Raw genomic sequence first — 19,265 nt, forward strand, 5'->3', positions numbered from 1 at the left:
CAGTCAGCTACCCCGACGATCGCACGCATGGTAACGCCAGCATGGTACAGTACGACCCTTTAAGCTGTTTGCCCTCCGCAGCCGAGCTACCCGATTCGGACGATACGCCTGTGGATAATGAGCTGCAAAACCTCATCCCCAATTTGCTACAAGCAATTCTGGCTCTAGCATGGAGCGATCGCACCGATTGGTTTTTCGGCATCGACATGGGCATTTACTACGCCCCCAGCCAGCCGCCGATCGTGCCCGACGGCTTTCTCAGCCTTGGAGTCGATCGGTTCATCGACGAAGAAGGACGCTTAAGCTACGTCCTATGGGAAGAAGATGGCATTGTACCCGTGCTGGCGTTAGAAGTCGTCTCCAAAACCTATGGCGGCGAATACGAGCAGAAAAAGTTCGATTATGCTCAGCTTGGCATTCTCTATTACGTCATCTATGTCCCCAGTCGCCGCTATCGCCGCAAGCGCGCTCCACTAGAGGTGTATCGGCTGGTAGACGGACGCTACGTGCTGCAACCCGACGATCGCGTTTGGCTCCCAGAGGTTGGACTGGCGATCGGGCGCGATCGTGGCACTCATTGCGGTCGCACCCGCGAATGGCTGTACTGGTATGACCAGCAAGGCAACCGTCTACTCAGCCCCGAAGAGTTGGCAATTCGAGAAGGGCAGCGCGCCAATGCATCGCAGCAACGAGCCGATCGCCTCGCGGCACAATTGCGATCGCTGGGGATCGATCCCGACGAGATTTAGCGATCGCTAAAGACAACAGCACACAGTTGGATTAGCTCTCAGCCACTAGCCAATCCTTCGGGAAGCCAGCTACAGCATCAGCTTTTTTCTGACCGCTGACCCCTGACCGCTAATTGCTGACCGCTAATTGCTGACCGCTGACCCCTGACCGCTGACCGCTAATTTACGTCCTCAGTCCATTCATATTCTGCCAGACTGCATTCCGTGGACAAAATCGATGATGCGGTACTCATAACCCTCTTTGTGACTGAAGTCTCGCAGCGGTTGACCGATCGTATCAAGTCCTCTAAACCACAAAAATCGGCTTAGTGATCGAGCAACACTAAAAAAACGCAACAATATTTCTTTAAAATTAGAGTCGTCAGAGCCTATACTAGATGTTCTTGTCAAAACTCTTAGACGAATTTAGAGGAAGTTAGATGTCGCGATATCGAGGTCCACGGCTGCGGATTGTGCGTCGGCTGGGAGATTTGCCTGGGTTGACTCGCAAAGCACCCAGACGTGCATACCCACCCGGTCAGCATGGTCAAGACCGCAAAAAACGTTCTGAGTATGCGGTTCGACTGGAAGAAAAGCAAAAGCTCCGCTTCAACTACGGGATCACCGAACGCCAACTACTGCGCTATGTGCGAAAAGCTCGCCGAGCCGCAGGTTCCACAGGGCAAACCTTACTGCAACTGCTGGAGATGCGCCTGGATAACACCATTTTTCGCTTAGGGATGGCTCCGACCATTCCGGGGGCACGTCAACTGGTGAATCATGGTCATGTCACTGTCAACGGACGTGTGGTCGATATTCCAAGTTACCAGTGCCGTCCCGGTGAAGTGATTGGCGTGAAGGATCAGGAACGCTCTCGTAAGATTGTTGAAACCAACCTGCAATATCCAGGGTTGGCAAACTTGCCTAGCCATTTGGAGTTCGATAAGAGCAAACTCGTTGGTAAGGTTAATAGCGTCATCGATCGCGAGTGGGTAGCGCTTCAAATTAACGAGCTGCTGGTGGTTGAGTACTACTCTCGACAAGCGTAGGGTTCCTCAGCATCTCAGTTTCACGCGGCATGAAATGATTAAAACAGCCCCCTGAACCCGTCAGTTAGGAGGCTGTTTTTCTGCGTCTAGCGAGTCTGCTATCAGAAGCGCGACAAAAACGAGGCTAACAGCCTCTTCTTGGATGGTCTCAGTTCCGATCTGCTTAGAACCGTTATTTTCTCTAAAGGTTAACCCCAAGAATCAAGGTCTAAGGCTTGAGAGCCGCCGCGCTCTAGCTGCGCCAGAATCTTGCCTAGTTGCGACCAGATGAGCCAGCCGATCAGCACGGTAAGTGGTAGAGCGATCGCATACGACAGTTGAGTTGTAAAGCCAAACACTTCCATCCCAGACGAGAGAAAAAGGCATATACCCAACGCAATACCCAGGAAGGGAAGAAAAAGCTGGATGCCTTGCAAATTTGCCAGGGTGCGTGTCGAACGGTTTTTTGACCAATCCTGAACCGCTTTCTTCAAAACGGATTCAAAGGCAACGCCCGAAGCGAGGCTAAAAAACAGACCACCAATTAGCAGTACGTATGGCGGTTCGGGAATGGAATACATAGTTGATAGAGATGAAGTTCTAAGTTTTGGTGCCGGGATTTAAGTTGCAACAGTGAACTTAAGATGTTGTGGTCTTAAGATTTTGTAGTGCAACAGCGCAACGCGCTACTAATCATTCTGGCTCCTTTAACCCTACACCGTTTCGGCGCTCTAGACCTTGCGAATAGCGGTCAATGCAGAGGGTATCAGTGCGGCTGTTCCAGCAGTAGAAAATTCTGCCAAAGCCCCAATCGCCGCGCTAAATAAGCGACCGGGTTGAAGATCGCCCTTAATTAGATTCCAGAGACGCTGCACTTCTTCAGTGTGTAAGCGATCGTCCTGTGTCAGGGCAATAATCAACTGTCGTCGAAGAAATTTGCCTTCGTCAGACAGTAAGTATTGCAGTCCTAACTGAGCGGTAGGCAAAAGGTCAAATGACTGATCGCTGCGGGCGATCGCAATCAGGTTTTCCAATCGCTCCCATTGGAACTTATCGTCTTTAAAGAGTACTTCCAGCAACCTGCGCCGCAAAGCGGGGGACTCTCCGGTCAAAAGTCGTTGCGCGATGTAAGGGTACGCAACATCCACAATCTTAAAATTGGGGTTGAGGGTCAAGGCAAGACCTTCTTGAGTGACCAACGAGCGAATGATCAGCGCAAACTTGGCTGGCAGTCTGAAGGGGTACTCGTACATCAATTCCGAAAAGCGATCGGTGATCGTTTTGAAGTTAAAGTCCTTGACGCTTTCGCCCAAGACATCGCCCAGCACCGCTTCTAAAGCAGGGACGATCGGCTGAATATCGGTATCGGGTGTCAGAAAGCCAAGCTTGACGAAATCTTTTGCCAAATCAACATAGTCTTTGTTGATCAGATGCACCACGGCATCGACGATCGTTTCCTTCGCAGCCTCTTCAAGCTGATCCATCATGCCAAAGTCAATGTATGCCATCTGAGCGATCGGCTGCTCAGCACTACTACTGCCGCCCTGAAGGTCACAATGCGGTGCCATTGCGAAAAGATTGCCAGGATGAGGGTCGGCGTGGAAAAAACCATACTCCAGCAACTGACGCAGACCCGATGTGACTCCAATTTCAATCAGCGCATCCGTTCCTAGTCCAACGTCTCGAATGCGTTCTGTGTCGGTCAGCTTAACGCCATGAATCCACTCTAGAACCAGTACATGCTGGCTGCTGTAGCGCCAGTAGATCGCGGGCACCTTAACCGTTGCGTCATTACGGAAATTAGTTGCAAACTTCTCAGCGTTGCGCCCTTCGTTAAGGTAATCGATTTCTTCAAACAGTTTGACACCAAACTCGTCAACCACCAGCGTCAGGTCGTGCCCCAGATTGAGCGGGAGCCAAGGAGCCAGCCAACTAGCTGCCCACCGCATCAGATAGAGGTCTAATGTCAGCACAGGTAAGAGATTAGGGCGCTGCACTTTCACAGCAACCTCTTCGCCACTGTAAAGACGGGCGTAGTAGACCTGTCCCAGACTGGCGGCGGCTACAGGAAGTGGCGAAATCTGACTGAACATCTCGTCAACCGAGCGATCGAGTTCTGCTTCAATCAGAGCAAAGGCAATGGGGGTCGGAAACGGAGGTAGCTGGTCTTGCAGCTTGATCAGCTCATCAAGAAAATCTTTACGAATTAAATCCGGTCGCGTCGATAGGGCTTGCCCAACTTTGATAAACGTAGGACCCAGCTTAATCAACGTTCTGCGCAGTTGATCCGCCCGCTTGGGCTGAGCGCTGATCTGATTGCCTCGCCACTCATCCCATTTCAGACCCCAAAGAAAAGCCAGGAATGATACTACGACTTGTAAAGAACGTCCAACTGTTTTCCAGGGACGATAGCGATAGTGTTGAGCGATCGCGCCCGCATCATAGCGTCTCAACCGACTAAGGGGATGCTGACCCACGCTTGTCTTTACCTCTCTAACGTGCTCTCAAGTGTATAGGGCAGCACCGCAACTCGCCAGCATCGCCCCCGGTGGAACCAATTAAATGCAAGAACTTTCCTGGTCTATTTAAGGACTCAGTGTCGATCTCGTTATAACTTAATCATAGTATACGAAACTACAAATACCTAGCGTTTTAATTAACCTAACGTTAACTCTTGACCCAGCAATGCATTTAATACCACTTCTATAAAATCGCCCTACAGATTCGTTTTTGCTGCTGATCGCTGACCGCCAGCCGAAGCTTGCCTGTGTAGCCACAGTTTAGTGGAAGTTCAACCGACTCTGAGAAAGAAGCAAGGGGCGGCAAGGAGTATCACAGCGACACTCGTTGTCGATCGCCGCAAGCTTGCTCTCTCATGGCTAAGCATACCCAAGGTGTTGAGATTTTCGCCTGCTCGACCGGACGAGCGCTCAAACAAGGCAATCCTTTAAGCTATACACGACTCGATCTTGTTCTTCAGGGGAGAGTTCAGGAAACATAGGTAACGAAAGCACTTCACCAGCAGCCCGTTCCGCGATTGGGTGAAGCTTGGGCGGTTGCGCTTGATCTGTGTAGATTGGCTGTAGATGCAGTGGTAGAGGGTAATAAACCATTGAACTGACCCCATCCGCCTGCAACTGTTGACGCACCGCATCTCTGTAAGAGCTTTTAGTTTGTTCAGCGCTGTGCGTATGACCGAGAACGCGAAGCGTGTACTGGTTCCAAACGCCCTTTCCACCTACTGGCTCTTGCGGTGGCGCGATGTTTGGAACATGCTGCAACAGATGCTGATAGCGATCGGCAATAGCCCGACGCTGTTGATTCCAGGTGTCCAGATAGCGCAACTTGACTTGCAAGATGGCAGCCTGCAACGCATCCAAGCGAGAGTTAACACCGATCGCTTCATGGTAGTAGCCACCTGCACGTCTACCGTGATCGCGGAGCATTCTCATCCTAGCGGCGATCGCGGGATCATTCGTCGTCACTGCCCCGCCGTCGCCACAAGCACCCAGATTTTTGGTGGGATAAAAGCTGAAGCAGCCAATGTGTCCGATGCTGCCGACTTTTTGCGCTGCCCATTCTGCACCGACAGCCTGAGCGCAATCTTCGATGATAGCCAGATTGTGACGTTGAGCGATCGCCATCAGTCGCGTCATGTCAACGGGTTGCCCAAACAGATGTACGGGTAGAATTGCCCGTGTCCGTTCCGTCATCGCAGCTTCCACCAGATCCAGATCCAGATTAAAGGTCTGCGCTTCAATATCCACAAAAACAGGCGTAGCACCAACCGCGCTGATCATCTCTGCTGTAGCAATGAAGGTAAACGGCGTTGTAATGACCTCATCGCCTGCGCCAATGTTGAGCGATCGCAATGCCAGGTACAGCGCATCCGTGCCAGAGTTACAAGCAATGCATTCTGAGGTGCTGATATAGTCAGCGAACTGTTGTTCAAAGCCTTCAACCGCTGCACCGCCAATGTAGCGACCGGAGGAAAGCACGGCTAAAACTGCCGCATTCACCTCATCGCCAATGATTTTATACTGCTCGGATAAATCAAACGGGGGAATTTTACTCACTCACTTACACCACACATCACACTCTGTCTATAGAATCAAACTTTGCCTTTAAATGGAATCAAATTGTGTCATTTAGATGATTGGACTGGCTTAAAGGGATGATTGTTGCAGCCATGTTGGCTGAGATGAGGAGTAAGGGATAAGGAATGAAGAGAAAGAGTTTGGTTTAGCGCCGCACCCTAAAGAGCTTTGAGCTGTGCATGAACTCTGTGCCTCTTTCCTCTCCTACTTCTCCTTCCCATTCTCTAACAACTAACAACCAACAACTACTCTATATGGATTCACCGCTACAAATCGTCTGGGCGCTAGGCATGATGGCGATCGCCATTGCGCTCTCGGCATGGCAGCGCTTAGGGCTGGAGTGGCATTTAGCAGTGGCAACCGGGCGCACGATCATGCAATTGCTGGTCGTAGGCTACGTGCTGGCGGCGGTTTTTGCGATTCGGAATCCCTGGGTAGTGCTGGGGGTGCTAGGGGTGATGCTGACGATCGCCACGATCGTGGCTCGCAACCGCATTAGCAAAAAAGTGCCGCATCTCTTGCCCCTAGTGGGAGGCTCCATGCTGATCAGCACTGCTTTGACCTTAGCGTATACGGGTTTGCTAGTCATTCAGCCGCAGGTTTGGTACGAGCCGCAGTACCTGATTCCGTTAGCAGGCATTGTGCTGGGGAATGCGATGAATGGAGCGGCGATCGCGGGCGAACGCTTAGTCAGCACCCTGAACAATAGCCAGCTAGAGATTGAAACGCACTTGAGTTTAGGCGCTACGCCACAGCAGGCGATCGCTCAATACCGCAAAGATGCCATTAAAGCGGGACTCATTCCCACAATTAACACCATGATGGTGGTAGGGATCGTCACCTTACCGGGCATCATGACCGGACAGATCCTGGCTGGGGCTGACCCTTTATTGGCAGCCGCTTACCAGATGCTAGTCATGTTCATGCTAGCGTTTGCCACACTCATCACAACACTGCTCGTGAGCTGGGGCATCTGCCGCCAATTTTTCAACAAAGCATCGCAACTCATTCTATGGTGATTGGGTTTGCAGACATTCTTGCACCCACGATCGGAAGGCTTTGACCACACCTCTTTCGCCCAGATGAGTGCTTTGGCTGAGAAACCTGGGAATTTCCGTCAAGGGTAAATTGGCAAAGGTCGGGCTATGGTCAAGCTGCACGTATCTTCCCTGGCGTAGCTGCTTGATCGTCAGTTCGCCTCTGGCATAGCGCCAAAACTCTGGCACTCCTAATGCCAAATAGATTGGCTCTTTGTTCAAAGAGGAACTGCTAAAGTCTACTTCGAGCATCAAGTCTGGCGGCGGATCTCGCATCAAATCGATGTGTTCCAGGTGCCGAATGAACGGTTCGGTCTGGATGTAGAAGCCAGAATCTGGCTCAATACCACGCTCTAAATCGTTGCGCTTGCAAGTCAACGATCCGGCGCTACGAATGGGAAGGTCAAGATCATCACAAAGCGTCTCAACAAAACGTTCAATCAGTCGTTTGACGTGTTCATGCGGCATGAAAGGCGACATGATTTCTAAAACCCCTCGATCGTAAGCAAGTCGCGCTGCCCGATTCTCGCCCAACTCATTCAGCAAATACTCAAAGCATTGCCAGCTAATGTTCTGAAGAATAACGCGCTGTTCTCCTAGTACAGGTGGTGTGACAACCATGACTTGCTCCTGGCGCTATATTGTTCATTCTAATGGGGAGTGGGGAGTGGGGAGTAGGGAGTAGGGCTATGAGTAGCGATCGCTCCCCTCCTTAAGTTGCCAAACGCGAATGGTACGATCGCTGCTACCGCTAATAAGGGTTTTACCATCGGCACTGAGAGCGATCGCGTTAATCGAATCGCTGTGTCCGCTCAGGACGATCGCAGGCGATTGGCGATCGGTTAAAGCCCACAGTTTCAATGTGCCGTCCCAACTGGCGCTGATGAGCGTCAAGCCGTCTGGGGTGAATTTGAGCGCGCTCACCGTCCAGGAGTGTCCTGGGAAGGTGTGGAGCAAGCGTCCAGTTTGGGTACTCCAAAGTTTGATGGTGCGATCGTCCCCGCCCGTTGCCAGTATCTGGCTGTCCAGGCTGAAGGCGACTGCTTGCACTGTGCCAATGTGATCGCTGAAGGTGTAGCGCATCTGAATACTGAGATTCGCTTCGGTTGTCCACAAGCAGGCGGTGTGATCGGCGCTGGCGCTGGCAAGAAACCGTCCATCGGGGCTAAACGCGATCGCTGTGACGTTAAGTCGATGTGCTTTCAGCGTGCAAAGTTCTTCTCGTGTCTGAAGATTCCAAAGCTTGATGGTTTTATCGCGGCTGGCGCTGGCAAGCATTCGTCCATTGGGGGTAAATGCGATCGCGGTAACTGCGTGCGTATGATGTCCTAAGGTTGTGCTGCGACCCGCAATATCCAGCTGCCATTTTCGCGTTAGCACGACGCTGCGATCTTGTCCTCCAGAGACGACTGTTTCACCATCCGGGCTAAAGGCGATCGCACGAACCGCCAGCACATGATCAAGCACAGCCGTCATTACACTGCCCGTTTGTAGATCCCAGAAGCGGATCGTTTTGTCTTCGCTACTGCTGGCAAGAATAGGGCGATTGGGGTTAAGGGCGACTGCATTAACGCTGGCAGTGTGCCCAGTGAGAGTATGAACGCACTGCCAGGGGATAAATGGTGGGGAGTAGGGAGTCGGGAGTGGGGAGTAGGGAACAGAAAGAGATGAAAAGGTTGTTAGCTTTCGGTTGTTAGTTGTTGGTAATAAAGCATCTCCCGCTTCTCCCCTTGCTCCCTCTGCTCCCTCTGCTGACTCCCCAATCGCCCTCATCACTTCATCTGCTGATTGAAACCGTTTGATCAAGGCATTTTGCAGGAGCCGATCGAGGATTGCTGCAAGGCGATCGCTCACTGGAGCCGTCACATACTGCCGCCAAACCCAAGCATCGTTGACCGAATCAAACAGATCAAAGGGCGATAGATTTGTTAGCAGGTGAAGACAGGTCACACCCAAGCTGTAGAGGTCGCTGGCAAAAACAGCTTTGCCACGCGCCTGCTCTGGTGCAACGTACTCAGCGCTACCGATACTGGTGCCCATTTTGAGGTGATCGCTCGGCTGCACCAATTTTGCTGCGCCAAAATCCACTAAAACGAGACGAGAAAAGGTGCCGTCCCGTCGCCAGATCAGGTTGGCAGGTTTGATGTCGCGGTGAATGATTTGGCGATCGTGGATAAACTTCAGCACCGGGAGTATCGCCGTCAGCAAGTGCCAAATTGCGGCTTCGGTGAACGCTTCCTGTTCTGCTAATGTCTGCTCTAAATTCTGACCATCAATAAACTCTTGCACCAGGTAAAACTGTTGCCTATCCTCAAACGCATCCAACAGCGTTGGAATTTGGGGATGTTCGCCCAGTTCTTTGAGCCGCTGTGCCTCTTGGCGAAAAAGGGCGATCGCGGCTTCCGGTTCCGTGAAGGCAGGTTGCTGTGGGAAAAACTGTTTGATGACACAAAGAGCAGCATCGGAAGCAAACAGTTCGTTTGTTCTCTGATCCTCAGCTTCTAGTTCTATCCCTTCTGCCTTCTGCCTTCTGCCTTCTGCCTGCTCCCGCTCATCGATCGCTAAAACCGTCCGCCCAAAACCACCCTGCCCAATCAGCGCTATCGCACGGTAACGGTTGTGCAACTGCAAGCGAAAACCGCAGGCTTGACAGCATTCGGCACTGTCAAGGTTCTGCGGTGAGGTGCAAATTAAATTCAAGCAATAGCTCATACAACGAGCGGCAAAGGCATCAGGCATCAGGCTTTCATTCTGACACCTGAACTCAAGTTCCTACCGCATCTCTAGGTTTTGCGCTGTTCTTCGGCAATTTTGCGATCGGTCTGCGTTTGCATCAAGGTCTCAGGCGGCTGGATGTCACCAATGAAAGCTTTAAATTCGTCGTAGTTGATTTGAGTTTGATGGACAGAATCACTGAGTTGGATGTCGTATGGATACCCAGTAGGACGATCGTGTTACAGAAAAGTGAGGAGCGAGGAGACATGGAGAGTTTTAAGTTTCGCCTTAGCCACCTCTGCCCCTACTCCCTACTCCCCACTCCCTACTCCCCCAACCTAAGGACACTCGTCGCTGATGCATTGGCGTTGGCACAGCAATAAGCCAAACCAATGATTTGGATCAGTCCAGACTTGCAACGGTTGAAAGGCGTATGTCTCCAATGTCTTCACCAGCGTTGGCAAATGGAACTTGCGTGAGATCTCGGTGCGAATGGTTTCTCCGGCTTGTAGTGTTGTCTGAAAGTCTAGTGTTTCCAAGGCAATTGTCTGCGTTGCCAAGCTGCGAAGATGCATTTCAATTTGATGCTCAACTGTGTTGTAAAATGCCCAATGAGAAAATTGATCCAGCTTAAAATTGCCCCGAAAACGCCAATTTAAGTGATTCAAAAGGTTGAGATTAAATGCAGCGGTAATAGCTTGAGAATCGTTGTAAGCGGCTTCGAGAACAGCAGGATTTTTTTGCAGGTCAACGCCTAAGAGAAAAAATTCTCCTGGTTGAAGGGCATTGCGAACACGATCGAGAAAGCGATCGCACTCCGCCGGGTTCAAATTGCCCATTGTGCTACCCAGAAAAATCAGCATACGATTTTCTAACTCGGCGGGAGGGAGTTGATCGAGCGCCTGTTCATAGGTGCCAGCTAAGCCGCAGAGCTTCAGTTTGGGGTATTGATGCAGCAATTCCAGCGCAGTCGTTTTAAGGATGCCAGCGCTCACATCGATCGGGCAGTATTGCAGTTGATCATTCGTCTTGCTGTAAGCTTCTAGCAGCAAGCGAGTTTTGCGAGAGCTGCCGCTGCCTAATTCCACTAATTCACAAGAACCCGTCAACTGAGCAATTTCGGCAGCATAGGTTTCTAGAATTGCCTGCTCGGTGCGAGTGGGATAATATTCTGGCAAATCGCAAATTTGCTCGAACAATTGGGAGCCGCGATCGTCATAAAAATATTGGCAAGGAAGCGTCTTGGGCATTTGCTTTAAGCCCTGAATAATCGCTGCTCCTTCGTCTACATTTGTGTCTGAAGCATTGAGTGTGACCCAACGAAAGCGGGCATTTTCTTGTTGTACAACGTTCACTGAAGCGGTCTCCTTTCACGATATCTGCATTAGTCCAGTGACAAAGTTCTATGCCTTGTTCTCTGCCTTAAGCATCGCTATGGCACAAACTTTGAAGCAGTTTGAAGGCAAAGTCTAGGCTATCAGGATTAGTCACTCCCTAAAGATTAAACAGTGCTTGTAACCGCTTTTACATCTGTCTTTAAGTTGAAGGGGATCAGCGACTGATTGCTTTGAGGGCATTTTCAAGCGGTTGCGCGCCTAAAGCTCAAGCTCAACCGCTATTCTCCACTTTTAATGCGATCGCCAGTTGAAACCCAGTTTAGAAATTGATGAGAACGTTTAGCACTCGTGAAACATGGCTCAAAGCAACGCGTGAGATTGTCATGGGTTACTAACCGATCACAACACCACTAGATAACTGCATGACTCGTCGCCAGTCAGAAACTCGTTTCACGGCGCTTTCGCAGGCTCTGCGGGACATTGAACAATGCCCTCAGACGACAGAAAGATAAGTGGTGGCACTTTTGCTGCTTGCTGAGATGCACAAATTGCCGCTACAGCCTGGTTGGTCGGCTTGACGATCGCGACTGCGGCTGTGTAGCTCTTGAGACCTTCAGGTTTTGGCATTGCGGTAAGTTGAGCCTGTGTTTTGCTGGGCACTGTGAGTTTGTAGGTGTAGTCACTGCGAGAGGCGATCGGTACGGCAGCGAACCGCTCCAGTTCTTCCAACGTTGAAGCAAAACGGTTGTTCTGACGATAAAACGTCTGTTGTGCCTTATTCATGGTTTCCAGGTAGTTTCTGGCTGCGTCTTGCTGCTGGTTGCGAGTCCGTTCTGCTTCAGATTTGATGGTCAGTTGGCTGCCAGCGGCGGTCGTAGAAGTTGCTTGCTTGCGATCGTCCTTACCAACGGTAAACGAGTTGGCAAGCAGCGCTACTGCACCCCCAGTGACAAACGCTGCCAGCGTCACCAACACAGAGAGCTTGAGATAGGTAAGCGGTCGGCGTTTGGTTCGCGCATGATCAGAGGGTTCTCGTTTGAGGCGATCGCGCTGCTGAGCCAAAAATTCTTTGAATCCCTTGAAAGTGCTGTTCAAGGAGGCTTGCAACGGTAAGGCTCGTGCCCATTGCTGCTGTCCTTCGCCTGGTGTTACAAGCTTGGGTGGCGAGTTGTCGATCACACCTGTTGGTGTGTGAGACAGTGCCTCTAGCGCTTCAGCAACCTGCGCCTCTAGCCCTTCAGCAACCCGCGATCGCTGAATCACAAACGTTTCGACCCAGAGCGGGTGCTCATCTTCGGAGTGCTGCCCATAAACCTGCACTCGTTCAATAGAGTCAATTTCTAAACGAAGAATGCCTCGCTGAATAAACGCCACCAGTGCTTTGGCATTTAACGGACGGGCTGAGCGAAGAAACACGTACAGACAGTCATCTTCTATGGCTGCTTTTGCGATCACTCCCTTCGGTTCTAAGGCGAGATTGATGAGCGTGGCGATCGCGTTTGGTTCACCCTGTTGAGCAAGTTTGAGCAGGTTCGGCTGAGTCATGGCAGAGCATCGATCGAGAAAAATTGACTCGACAAATCATTTAGCATCAGGATACTCGCAAACCGTCGATCGGGCGAAAAGTAACCCAAAGCCCTCCAGCACGGCACACACCATGTTTCAAGACATTTACCCTGAAACCCTAACTCTCTGCCTCCTGCCTTCTGCCTTTTACTTCCTGCCTTCTGCCCTCTGCCTCCTGCCTCCTACCTTCTCACACCGCTCCCCTCTCTCCCAACAGTTGCCATTTCGCCTTACAATGCTTGGCAAGCCGACTCACAACACCCTGACTAACCCCTCTAAATCGACGTTCTTATGAGTATTGGATACCTCGCCCTTGTTCTGCACGCCCACCTGCCCTTTGTCCGCCATCCCGAAAGCGACTACGTGTTGGAAGAAGAGTGGCTCTATGAGGCAATCACAGAAACCTATATTCCGCTCCTGCAAGTCTTTGAAGGGTTAAAGCGAGACGGCGTTGATTTTAAGATCACGATGAGCATGACACCGCCGCTGGTATCAATGCTGCGCGATCCGCTGCTGCAAGAGCGCTACGACGAGCATCTCGCTCAGCTAGAAGAACTGGCAGAGATGGAAATTGAGCGCAACACGCACAACGGGCACCTTAAGTATTTGGCAGAGTATTACGCCAAAGAGTTCAATCAGGTGCGGCAGGTTTGGGAAAAGTACGATCGCAACCTCATCAAAGCCTTCAACCAGTTTGCCGAGTCCAATAACCTCGAAATCATTACCTGCGGCGCAACTCACGGCTACTTCCCATTAATGAAGATGTATCCGCAAGCCGTATGGGCGCAGATTAAAGTTGCTTGCGAACACTACGAGGAAACCTTTGGACGCGCCCCCAAAGGCATCTGGCTGCCCGAATGCGCCTATTACGAAGGGGTTGAGCGAATGCTGGCGGATGCTGGCTTGCGCTACTTTTTGACGGATGGACACGGCATTCTCTACGCCCGTCCGCGTCCCCGTTTCGGCACCTATGCGCCTATCTTCACCCCGACAGGTGTAGCGGCGTTTGGGCGCGATCACGAATCGTCACAGCAGGTCTGGTCGTCCGAAGTGGGCTATCCCGGTGCCAGCGAATACCGGGAGTTCTACCGCGATTTGGGCTGGGATGCCGAATATGAGTACATCAAGCCCTACGTCATGCCCAATGGACAGCGTAAGAATGTGGGCATCAAATACCACAAAATTACTGGAAAAGGTCTGGGTCTGGGCGACAAGCAGCTCTACGATCCCTACTGGGCAAAGGAAAAGGCGGCAGAGAATGCTGGTAACTTTGCTTACAATCGAGAACGTCAGGTGGAGCATCTTTACGGCATGATGCAGCGCAAGCCCATTATCGTCTCGCCGTATGATGCCGAACTGTTTGGGCACTGGTGGTATGAAGGTCCCTGGTTCATCGATTACTTGTTCCGCAAGGCGTGGTTTGACCAGGGCACGTTTGAAATGACGCACCTGGCAGACTATCTGCAAGTCAATCAAACGCAACAGGTGTCTAATCCGTCTCAATCAAGCTGGGGTTATAAGGGCTTTCACGAGTATTGGCTCAATGAAACCAACGCCTGGATTTATCCCCATTTGCACAAGGCAACCGAGCGGATGATTGAACTGGCAAAAATCGAGCCAGAAGATGAACTGGGCTGGCGATCGCTCAATCAAGCAGCACGAGAACTTCTGCTGGCGCAATCGTCCGACTGGGCATTCATTATGCGGACTGGGACGATGGTGCCGTATGCAGTGCGCCGAACACGATCGCACCTCATGCGTTTTCACAAGCTGTATGAGGAAATCAAGCAAGGCAAGGTTGATGCGGGCTGGCTGGAAAAGGTAGAGGCGATCGACAATATTTTCCCCAACATCAACTACCGTGTGTATCGTCCACTCTGAAGTGGGAACGTAGGGACGTTGCACACAATGTCCCTACTGCTAGAAACCTCAGCCGATCGGGTACTTGACTCACTCTGATGCCTCTGTTAATTTCAGGTAAGCATTGATTCACATTCTCGACGAAAATTCTTAACGAAACAGGCAAATGAGCAGCACCGCCTTCTACTTTTACTTTTGGCAACCATCGGTTCACCTGGAGTGACAACCGTTCTTGCTGAACGTGTCCAGGCGAACCGCAGAGTCAACTCTGCGGTTTTTTCGTTTTAAGAATTTGTCGGCAGGAAGAGATAGGAAAGAGTGATGACAGCGTTTATGAGTTGGTTTTACAGCGTTTACTTTTGGTTCGGCTTTTACTTTTGGTTCGGAACATGTTCCGGGTAAAGTCTGTTGCGCCTTCGTTCGTACAGCCCGGAACCCAAAAGGTTTCGGGCTTTTTGTTTGCAATCACCCAATCACACCAAGGAGTAATGTCATGTTGGATGCCAAACTAGTCACCAAATCTCATCCTGACCATCGGACTATTGTCCATCTGTCTGAACAGGTGGCGATCGGTGGCAGCAATGTCATCGTCATCGGTGGTCCCTGTACAGTAGAAAGCGCCGAACAAATGGAGCAGGTTGCCAGTCAGTTGTCTACGGCTCCCATTCATGCCCTGCGGGGAGGTGTGTACAAGCCGCGCACTTCCCCGTACTCGTTTCAGGGGATGGGCGTAGAGGGACTGCAAATTCTGGCAGACGTGCGATCGCGCTACAATCTGCCAGTCGTGACAGAAGTGATGTCGATCGCCCAAATTGCACCCGTCGCCGCCTATGCCGATCTGCTCCAGATTGGTAGCCGCAATATGCAAAACTTCGAGTTGCTCAAGGCGTTGGGGCAGGCAGGCAAACCCGTGTTGCTGAAGCGGGGACTTTCAGCCACGATCGAAGAATTCGTGATGGCAGCCGAATACATCATGGCGCATGGCAACCCCAATGTGGTGCTGTGTGAGCGTGGTATCCGTAGCTTCGACACGTATACTCGCAATGTGTTGGACTTGGGTGCCGTGGTCGCCCTGCGCCAATTGACACACCTACCCGTGATTGTTGATCCTAGCCATGCCGCTGGTAAACGCGAGTTGGTTGCCGATCTTGCCAGAGCAGCCGTCGCCTGCGGAGCCGATGGACTCATCATTGAATGCCACCCTGAGCCTGACCAATCTGTATCGGACGCACGTCAGGCTCTTTCATTAGAAGCGATGGTAGATTTGGTGCAGAGTCTGGAGCCGATCGCCCAAGCAGTGGGGCGCACCTTGACCAAAGACAGTGTTGCCGACGAACTCGAATTCAACGCCAAAAGCTTGCCTGTTGAGCATCTAAGGTTAGCTGTAGCCAGTGCTTAGGAGTGTTAGTCTGGTTCAACGTATTGGTTAAACATCGTTAGAGATTGTTGTTACGCTCCTTAAATGAGCGCTTCAGTTTTAGCGGCAAAGTGCTGAGGACGCGATCAAGAAAACGTTATAAGCGATGCATGGTTAGACAGCCTCATCCTTCAAGTCCCCCTCTACCTCTTCCTTTCTCCATGCCCGCAACTGCCCCTTCCTACGCCTCACTAGAGCAACTCCGCAACACGCTGCGATCGGGTCAGCGTGAGATTGCCCTGTGGACAGGCGGAGCGTTGGCGGTTTCGGCAGTGCCCGGAGCGGGAAAGTCTACGGGAATGGCAGTGGCGGCAGCGATCGCCATCGCGCAGCATCAGCTTCATGCCCGTCGTCAGTTGGTGGTAGTGACATTTACGCGATCGGCAGCGGCAAATCTCAAGGCAAAGATTCGCGCCAACCTGAAAGTGCTGGGGTTGCCACCAGGAGGCTTTGTCGTGCAAACACTGCATGGGCTTGCCTGGGCGATCGCGCGCGTCCATCCTGAACTCTCCGGTTTGAACCCAGATAGCGTTTTGGTGACACCCAATCAGAACCATCGCTTGATTCGGACGTGCGTTGAGCAGTGGATTTCGGCGAATGCACGTCACTATCAAACGCTGCTGGAAGGGCGGCAGTTTGACGGGGAAGAAACGGAGCGCTTACGCCGTCAGTCAGTGCTGCGAACAGAGGTGCTGCCTGCCTTGGCAACCACGGTCATTCACGAAGCAAAAAGTTCTGGTTTGCTGCCAGACGACCTGCGATCGCACAATGAGGTGGATGATCCCTACGCTGTGCTAACGATCGCGGCAGGACTGTACGAGTTCTACCAAACCCAACTTCGCTTTCGGAACCTGATCGACTACGACGAAATGATTCTAGGGGCGCTGCGGGTGCTGGACGATGCTCAGGTGCGGCAATCCTGGCAGCAGCAGGTGTTTGCCGTTTTTGAGGATGAAGCGCAGGATTCCAGCCCACTCCAGACGCGACTGCTGGAAATTCTAGCGGCTGATCCGGCTGATCCCACGAACCGCGATCGCACAAATCTGGTACGAGTCGGTGATCCGAATCAGGCAATCAACTCCACGTTTACACCCGCAGACCCCATCTTCTTTCGCGAGTTTTGCGAAGTGTGCGAGGCTCACGATCGACTCGCTACGATGACGCAAGCAGGACGCAGCAGTCGTCCCATTTTTGAGGCAGCAAACTTTGTGCTTCAGTGGGTGAACCAATCGAAGCTGGCAGGAACGGAGCAACCCTTTCGTGTGCAGACCATTCGCCCCGTGGCTGCCGATGATCCCCAACCCAATGCCAACCCTGCACCGGAGGGTCGAGGACTGGAACTCTACACGCCAGAGGATGTGTATCAAACGGTTGAGCGTATTGGGCAGCGAGCATTGCAATTGCTCAAGCAGCACCCACAGGGACGATCGGCAGTGCTGGTGCGGACCAACGACCAGGGGCGGTTTGTGGCAAAGGAACTGTATCGCTGGTACGGAGATACCCTATCGGTGTATGAGGTCGGTCAGCGCGATCGCCAATCGCATGTCCCAGCCGAAATGCTGACCCTGCTACAATTTCTCGATCGTCCCCATTCGCCGGATAATTTGAAAGCTGCCTTGACAGTTTTGGTAGCACGCAAGCGCATTCCCACTCAAGATCTTAATGCGATCGTGAGTTTCCCCGAACAGTTTCTTTATCCAGGACCCCTTGACCCCGTACAGCCAGAAGCCGTTGTTGAAGCGCGTCGTTACTGCAACAGCCTCCTGAACGCTCGTTTGCAGCTTCCGCCTGCTCAACTGATTCCATTTTTAGCCTTGACGCTCGACTATGAGCAGACTGAGTTAGCAACTGCCGACAAGCTTACAGAACGCATCGCCCAACAGACCAGCAGCAGTACGCTTGCAGCTATTTTGGGCATCTTGAACGAAATAGTTGCCTCCGAGCAGTTTGAGCCAGTAGACGCAGAGGACGGGGAAGAGCGCTACACTCGACCCGGACAGCTTACCGTCATTACCATGCACAAGGCGAAGGGGCTGGATTGGGACTACGTATTCATCCCCTTTCTGCATGAGCAAACGATTCCTGGTAGTCAGTGGATTCCGCCGCAAGCACAGTTTTTGGGCGATTTTACGCTGGCAGAGGTTGCCCGTGCCCAGATTCGTGCCAGTTTGCACAATCAGTTTCCACTGCCGTCGATCGCCACTGCCTGGGAGCGTGCCAAAAACCTGAAAACTGCTGAGGAATTTCGGCTCCTCTATGTAGCGATGACGCGGGCAAAACGGCTGTTGTGGCTAGCGGCAGCACGCAGAGCACCGTTTACGTGGAACAAGCCCGAAAATCTGCAAGACCGTGAACCGTGCCCCGTTTTGCCAGCTTTGATGGAACGGTTTCCCGATTCGGTGATGACGTGAGGTGTTCGGTTATCCGATCGGGAAAATGAGAGTCAGGCAGTGAAGATGAGAAAAGTTACATTTAGACTCATGACATTCTCATTCAATTCTCAGCTATGGTTTTAGTTCTCAGCTATGGTTTTAGACTGAAGGCTGCAAAACCTTATTCCCTGATGAACCACAGTAGTCTCAGTCTCACGGCTCAAATTTGTGGCTCAAGCAGCACGTTCTCGAAGAATGAAGTACATTGTTTCTGAGAGAGTGTTGCATAAGTTAACAAATTCCTAATCAGTAAACTCAGATTCATCACAAGAGGCTGGATGGAGGCTCAATGGAAGCCCGTTTGATTCAATTTTTACAAGAAGAACTGGCGATTTCAGACTCGGCGATCGCCACTGTCAAGCGTCACCAAGAATTCAACGCCACCCGGCTGCCCATGCTTCTCTGGCAGTATGGACTCGTCACGCTGGAAGAATTAGACAAAATTTTCGATTGGCTGGAAACTGCTTAGTAGAGAATTCAGGTTTTACTTAAAGCCATTCGGTAGCGGTGCGTCAATGCCATAACTAACGCCGTTTTACAGCCCGATATACGGGTGGTGGCGGAGGCTGAACGATCGGCGCTTTCATCGTCCCCATCTTCTGATTCAGTTCACGGATGCGGCGTGAGAGTAGGCGAATGATGTTGACGGCAATACCAGGGGTTTCGTCGATCGCCTCATACAACTGCTGCTGCGTTAACACGAGGCATTCACAGGGAGCCAGCGTCGTCACAGACGCAGAACGTGGTTCGGCATCGAAGAGAGACATTTCGCCAAAGCAGGTGCCTTGTTCAAGCTGCACAATTTCTTGATTGCCAATGTGGACACTGACCCTGCCCGAAACAACGACATAGAGCGATCGTCCCTCCTGCCCTTCGGTAAAAATCGTGTGATTCGTCGGAAACGATAGCTCGTCCATAATGGATGCCAACCGCACCAGAAAGTCATCCCGCAACTCTTTGAAGATGGGAACTTGCCGGACAAACAGTAAGCGATCGACGCTGGTTAACATAAATCGATGGCGTGCAGCTTGGGCTGGAGACGAGGAAC

General features: G+C 51.7%; 15 protein-coding genes. 7 read left to right on the forward strand and 8 right to left on the reverse strand.

All coding sequences use genetic code 11. The features are described from left to right. Positions 1–41: 41 nt before the first annotated feature. Positions 42–749, forward strand: coding sequence for a Uma2 family endonuclease (locus tag AC5JO6_RS03205; protein WP_496079588.1), 708 nt, complete (start codon positions 42–44; stop codon positions 747–749). A 419-nt stretch (positions 750–1,168) separates the two neighbouring features. Beyond that, positions 1,169–1,777: a 30S ribosomal protein S4 gene (rpsD, locus tag AC5JO6_RS03210; protein WP_496079589.1), complete on the forward strand. Its 609-nt coding sequence runs from the start codon at positions 1,169–1,171 to the stop codon at positions 1,775–1,777. Between the two features lie 188 nt (positions 1,778–1,965). Here rpsD and AC5JO6_RS03215 read toward each other — a convergent pair whose 3' ends face one another. From AC5JO6_RS03215 to AC5JO6_RS03225, 3 genes are all read right to left on the reverse strand, one after another. Then, positions 1,966–2,337 carry a hypothetical protein gene (locus AC5JO6_RS03215; RefSeq protein ID WP_496079590.1) on the reverse strand — a complete coding sequence of 124 codons (372 nt, stop codon included), beginning with the start codon at positions 2,335–2,337 and terminating at the stop codon, positions 1,966–1,968. Between the two features lie 150 nt (positions 2,338–2,487). Beyond that, positions 2,488–4,233: an ABC1 kinase family protein gene (locus tag AC5JO6_RS03220; protein ID WP_496079591.1), complete on the reverse strand. Its 1,746-nt coding sequence runs from the start codon at positions 4,231–4,233 to the stop codon at positions 2,488–2,490. Positions 4,234–4,686: 453 nt separating this feature from the next. Further along, positions 4,687–5,832, reverse strand: a complete 1,146-nt coding sequence (locus AC5JO6_RS03225) for a DegT/DnrJ/EryC1/StrS family aminotransferase (RefSeq protein ID WP_496079592.1) — start codon at positions 5,830–5,832, stop codon at positions 4,687–4,689. Between the two features lie 275 nt (positions 5,833–6,107). Between AC5JO6_RS03225 and AC5JO6_RS03230 the strand changes: the two genes are divergently transcribed. Further along, on the forward strand, positions 6,108–6,872 hold the full coding sequence (locus AC5JO6_RS03230) for an ABC transporter permease (RefSeq protein ID WP_496079623.1): 765 nt from the start codon (positions 6,108–6,110) through the stop codon (positions 6,870–6,872). Here AC5JO6_RS03230 and AC5JO6_RS03235 read toward each other — a convergent pair. The 4 genes from AC5JO6_RS03235 to AC5JO6_RS03250 form a co-directional block, all read right to left on the reverse strand. After that, positions 6,864–7,511: a Uma2 family endonuclease gene (locus AC5JO6_RS03235; protein ID WP_496079593.1), complete on the reverse strand. Its 648-nt coding sequence runs from the start codon at positions 7,509–7,511 to the stop codon at positions 6,864–6,866. The two genes, AC5JO6_RS03230 and AC5JO6_RS03235, sit on opposite strands and share 9 nt — an antisense overlap. A 66-nt stretch (positions 7,512–7,577) precedes the next feature. After that, a complete protein-coding gene (locus tag AC5JO6_RS03240; protein WP_496079594.1) occupies positions 7,578–9,629 on the reverse strand; it encodes a protein kinase domain-containing protein in 2,052 nt (683 codons plus the stop codon). 314 nt (positions 9,630–9,943) lie between these two features. Further along, entirely contained in the window at positions 9,944–10,960 is a 1,017-nt protein-coding gene (gene egtD / locus AC5JO6_RS03245; protein ID WP_496079595.1) for an L-histidine N(alpha)-methyltransferase, read from the reverse strand. A 432-nt stretch (positions 10,961–11,392) separates the two neighbouring features. Next, positions 11,393–12,487, reverse strand: a complete 1,095-nt coding sequence (locus AC5JO6_RS03250; protein ID WP_496079596.1) for a type IV pilin-like G/H family protein — start codon at positions 12,485–12,487, stop codon at positions 11,393–11,395. 312 nt (positions 12,488–12,799) lie between these two features. On the opposite strand from AC5JO6_RS03250, the gene AC5JO6_RS03255 reads away from it, so the two are divergent. The 4 genes from AC5JO6_RS03255 (at position 12,800) to AC5JO6_RS03270 (ending at position 18,686) form a co-directional block, all read left to right on the forward strand. Then, entirely contained in the window at positions 12,800–14,389 is a 1,590-nt protein-coding gene (locus AC5JO6_RS03255; RefSeq protein WP_496079597.1) for a glycoside hydrolase family 57 protein, read from the forward strand. Positions 14,390–14,861: 472 nt separating this feature from the next. Continuing rightward, complete coding sequence (gene aroF / locus AC5JO6_RS03260; protein WP_496079598.1) at positions 14,862–15,767, forward strand: 3-deoxy-7-phosphoheptulonate synthase; 906 nt, start codon at positions 14,862–14,864, stop codon at positions 15,765–15,767. Between the two features lie 179 nt (positions 15,768–15,946). Further along, on the forward strand, positions 15,947–18,196 hold the full coding sequence (locus AC5JO6_RS03265) for an ATP-dependent helicase (protein WP_496079599.1): 2,250 nt from the start codon (positions 15,947–15,949) through the stop codon (positions 18,194–18,196). Between the two features lie 310 nt (positions 18,197–18,506). Continuing rightward, complete coding sequence (locus tag AC5JO6_RS03270) at positions 18,507–18,686, forward strand: DUF2949 domain-containing protein (protein ID WP_496079600.1); 180 nt, start codon at positions 18,507–18,509, stop codon at positions 18,684–18,686. 55 nt (positions 18,687–18,741) lie between these two features. Here AC5JO6_RS03270 and AC5JO6_RS03275 read toward each other — a convergent pair whose 3' ends face one another. Then, the gene (locus AC5JO6_RS03275) at positions 18,742–19,227 is read right to left on the reverse strand and encodes a Crp/Fnr family transcriptional regulator (RefSeq protein WP_496079601.1); all 486 of its coding nucleotides are present in this window, start codon (positions 19,225–19,227) and stop codon (positions 18,742–18,744) included. Between the last annotated feature and the right edge of the window lie 38 nt (positions 19,228–19,265).

It is taken from the genome of Tildeniella sp. (assembly GCF_059505325.1).

Coding starts and splice junctions, on each gene's coding strand:
- AC5JO6_RS03205 (WP_496079588.1), top strand. CDS start 42: ATGGTACAGTACGACCCTTTAAGCTGTTTGCCCTCCGCAGCCGAGCTA.
- rpsD (WP_496079589.1), top strand. CDS start 1,169: ATGTCGCGATATCGAGGTCCACGGCTGCGGATTGTGCGTCGGCTGGGA.
- AC5JO6_RS03215 (WP_496079590.1), bottom strand. CDS start 2,337: ATGTATTCCATTCCCGAACCGCCATACGTACTGCTAATTGGTGGTCTG.
- AC5JO6_RS03230 (WP_496079623.1), top strand. CDS start 6,108: ATGGATTCACCGCTACAAATCGTCTGGGCGCTAGGCATGATGGCGATC.
- AC5JO6_RS03235 (WP_496079593.1), bottom strand. CDS start 7,511: ATGGTTGTCACACCACCTGTACTAGGAGAACAGCGCGTTATTCTTCAG.
- AC5JO6_RS03240 (WP_496079594.1), bottom strand. CDS start 9,629: ATGCCTGATGCCTTTGCCGCTCGTTGTATGAGCTATTGCTTGAATTTA.
- AC5JO6_RS03250 (WP_496079596.1), bottom strand. CDS start 12,487: ATGACTCAGCCGAACCTGCTCAAACTTGCTCAACAGGGTGAACCAAAC.
- AC5JO6_RS03255 (WP_496079597.1), top strand. CDS start 12,800: ATGAGTATTGGATACCTCGCCCTTGTTCTGCACGCCCACCTGCCCTTT.
- aroF (WP_496079598.1), top strand. CDS start 14,862: ATGTTGGATGCCAAACTAGTCACCAAATCTCATCCTGACCATCGGACT.
- AC5JO6_RS03265 (WP_496079599.1), top strand. CDS start 15,947: ATGCCCGCAACTGCCCCTTCCTACGCCTCACTAGAGCAACTCCGCAAC.
- AC5JO6_RS03270 (WP_496079600.1), top strand. CDS start 18,507: ATGGAAGCCCGTTTGATTCAATTTTTACAAGAAGAACTGGCGATTTCA.
- AC5JO6_RS03275 (WP_496079601.1), bottom strand. CDS start 19,227: ATGTTAACCAGCGTCGATCGCTTACTGTTTGTCCGGCAAGTTCCCATC.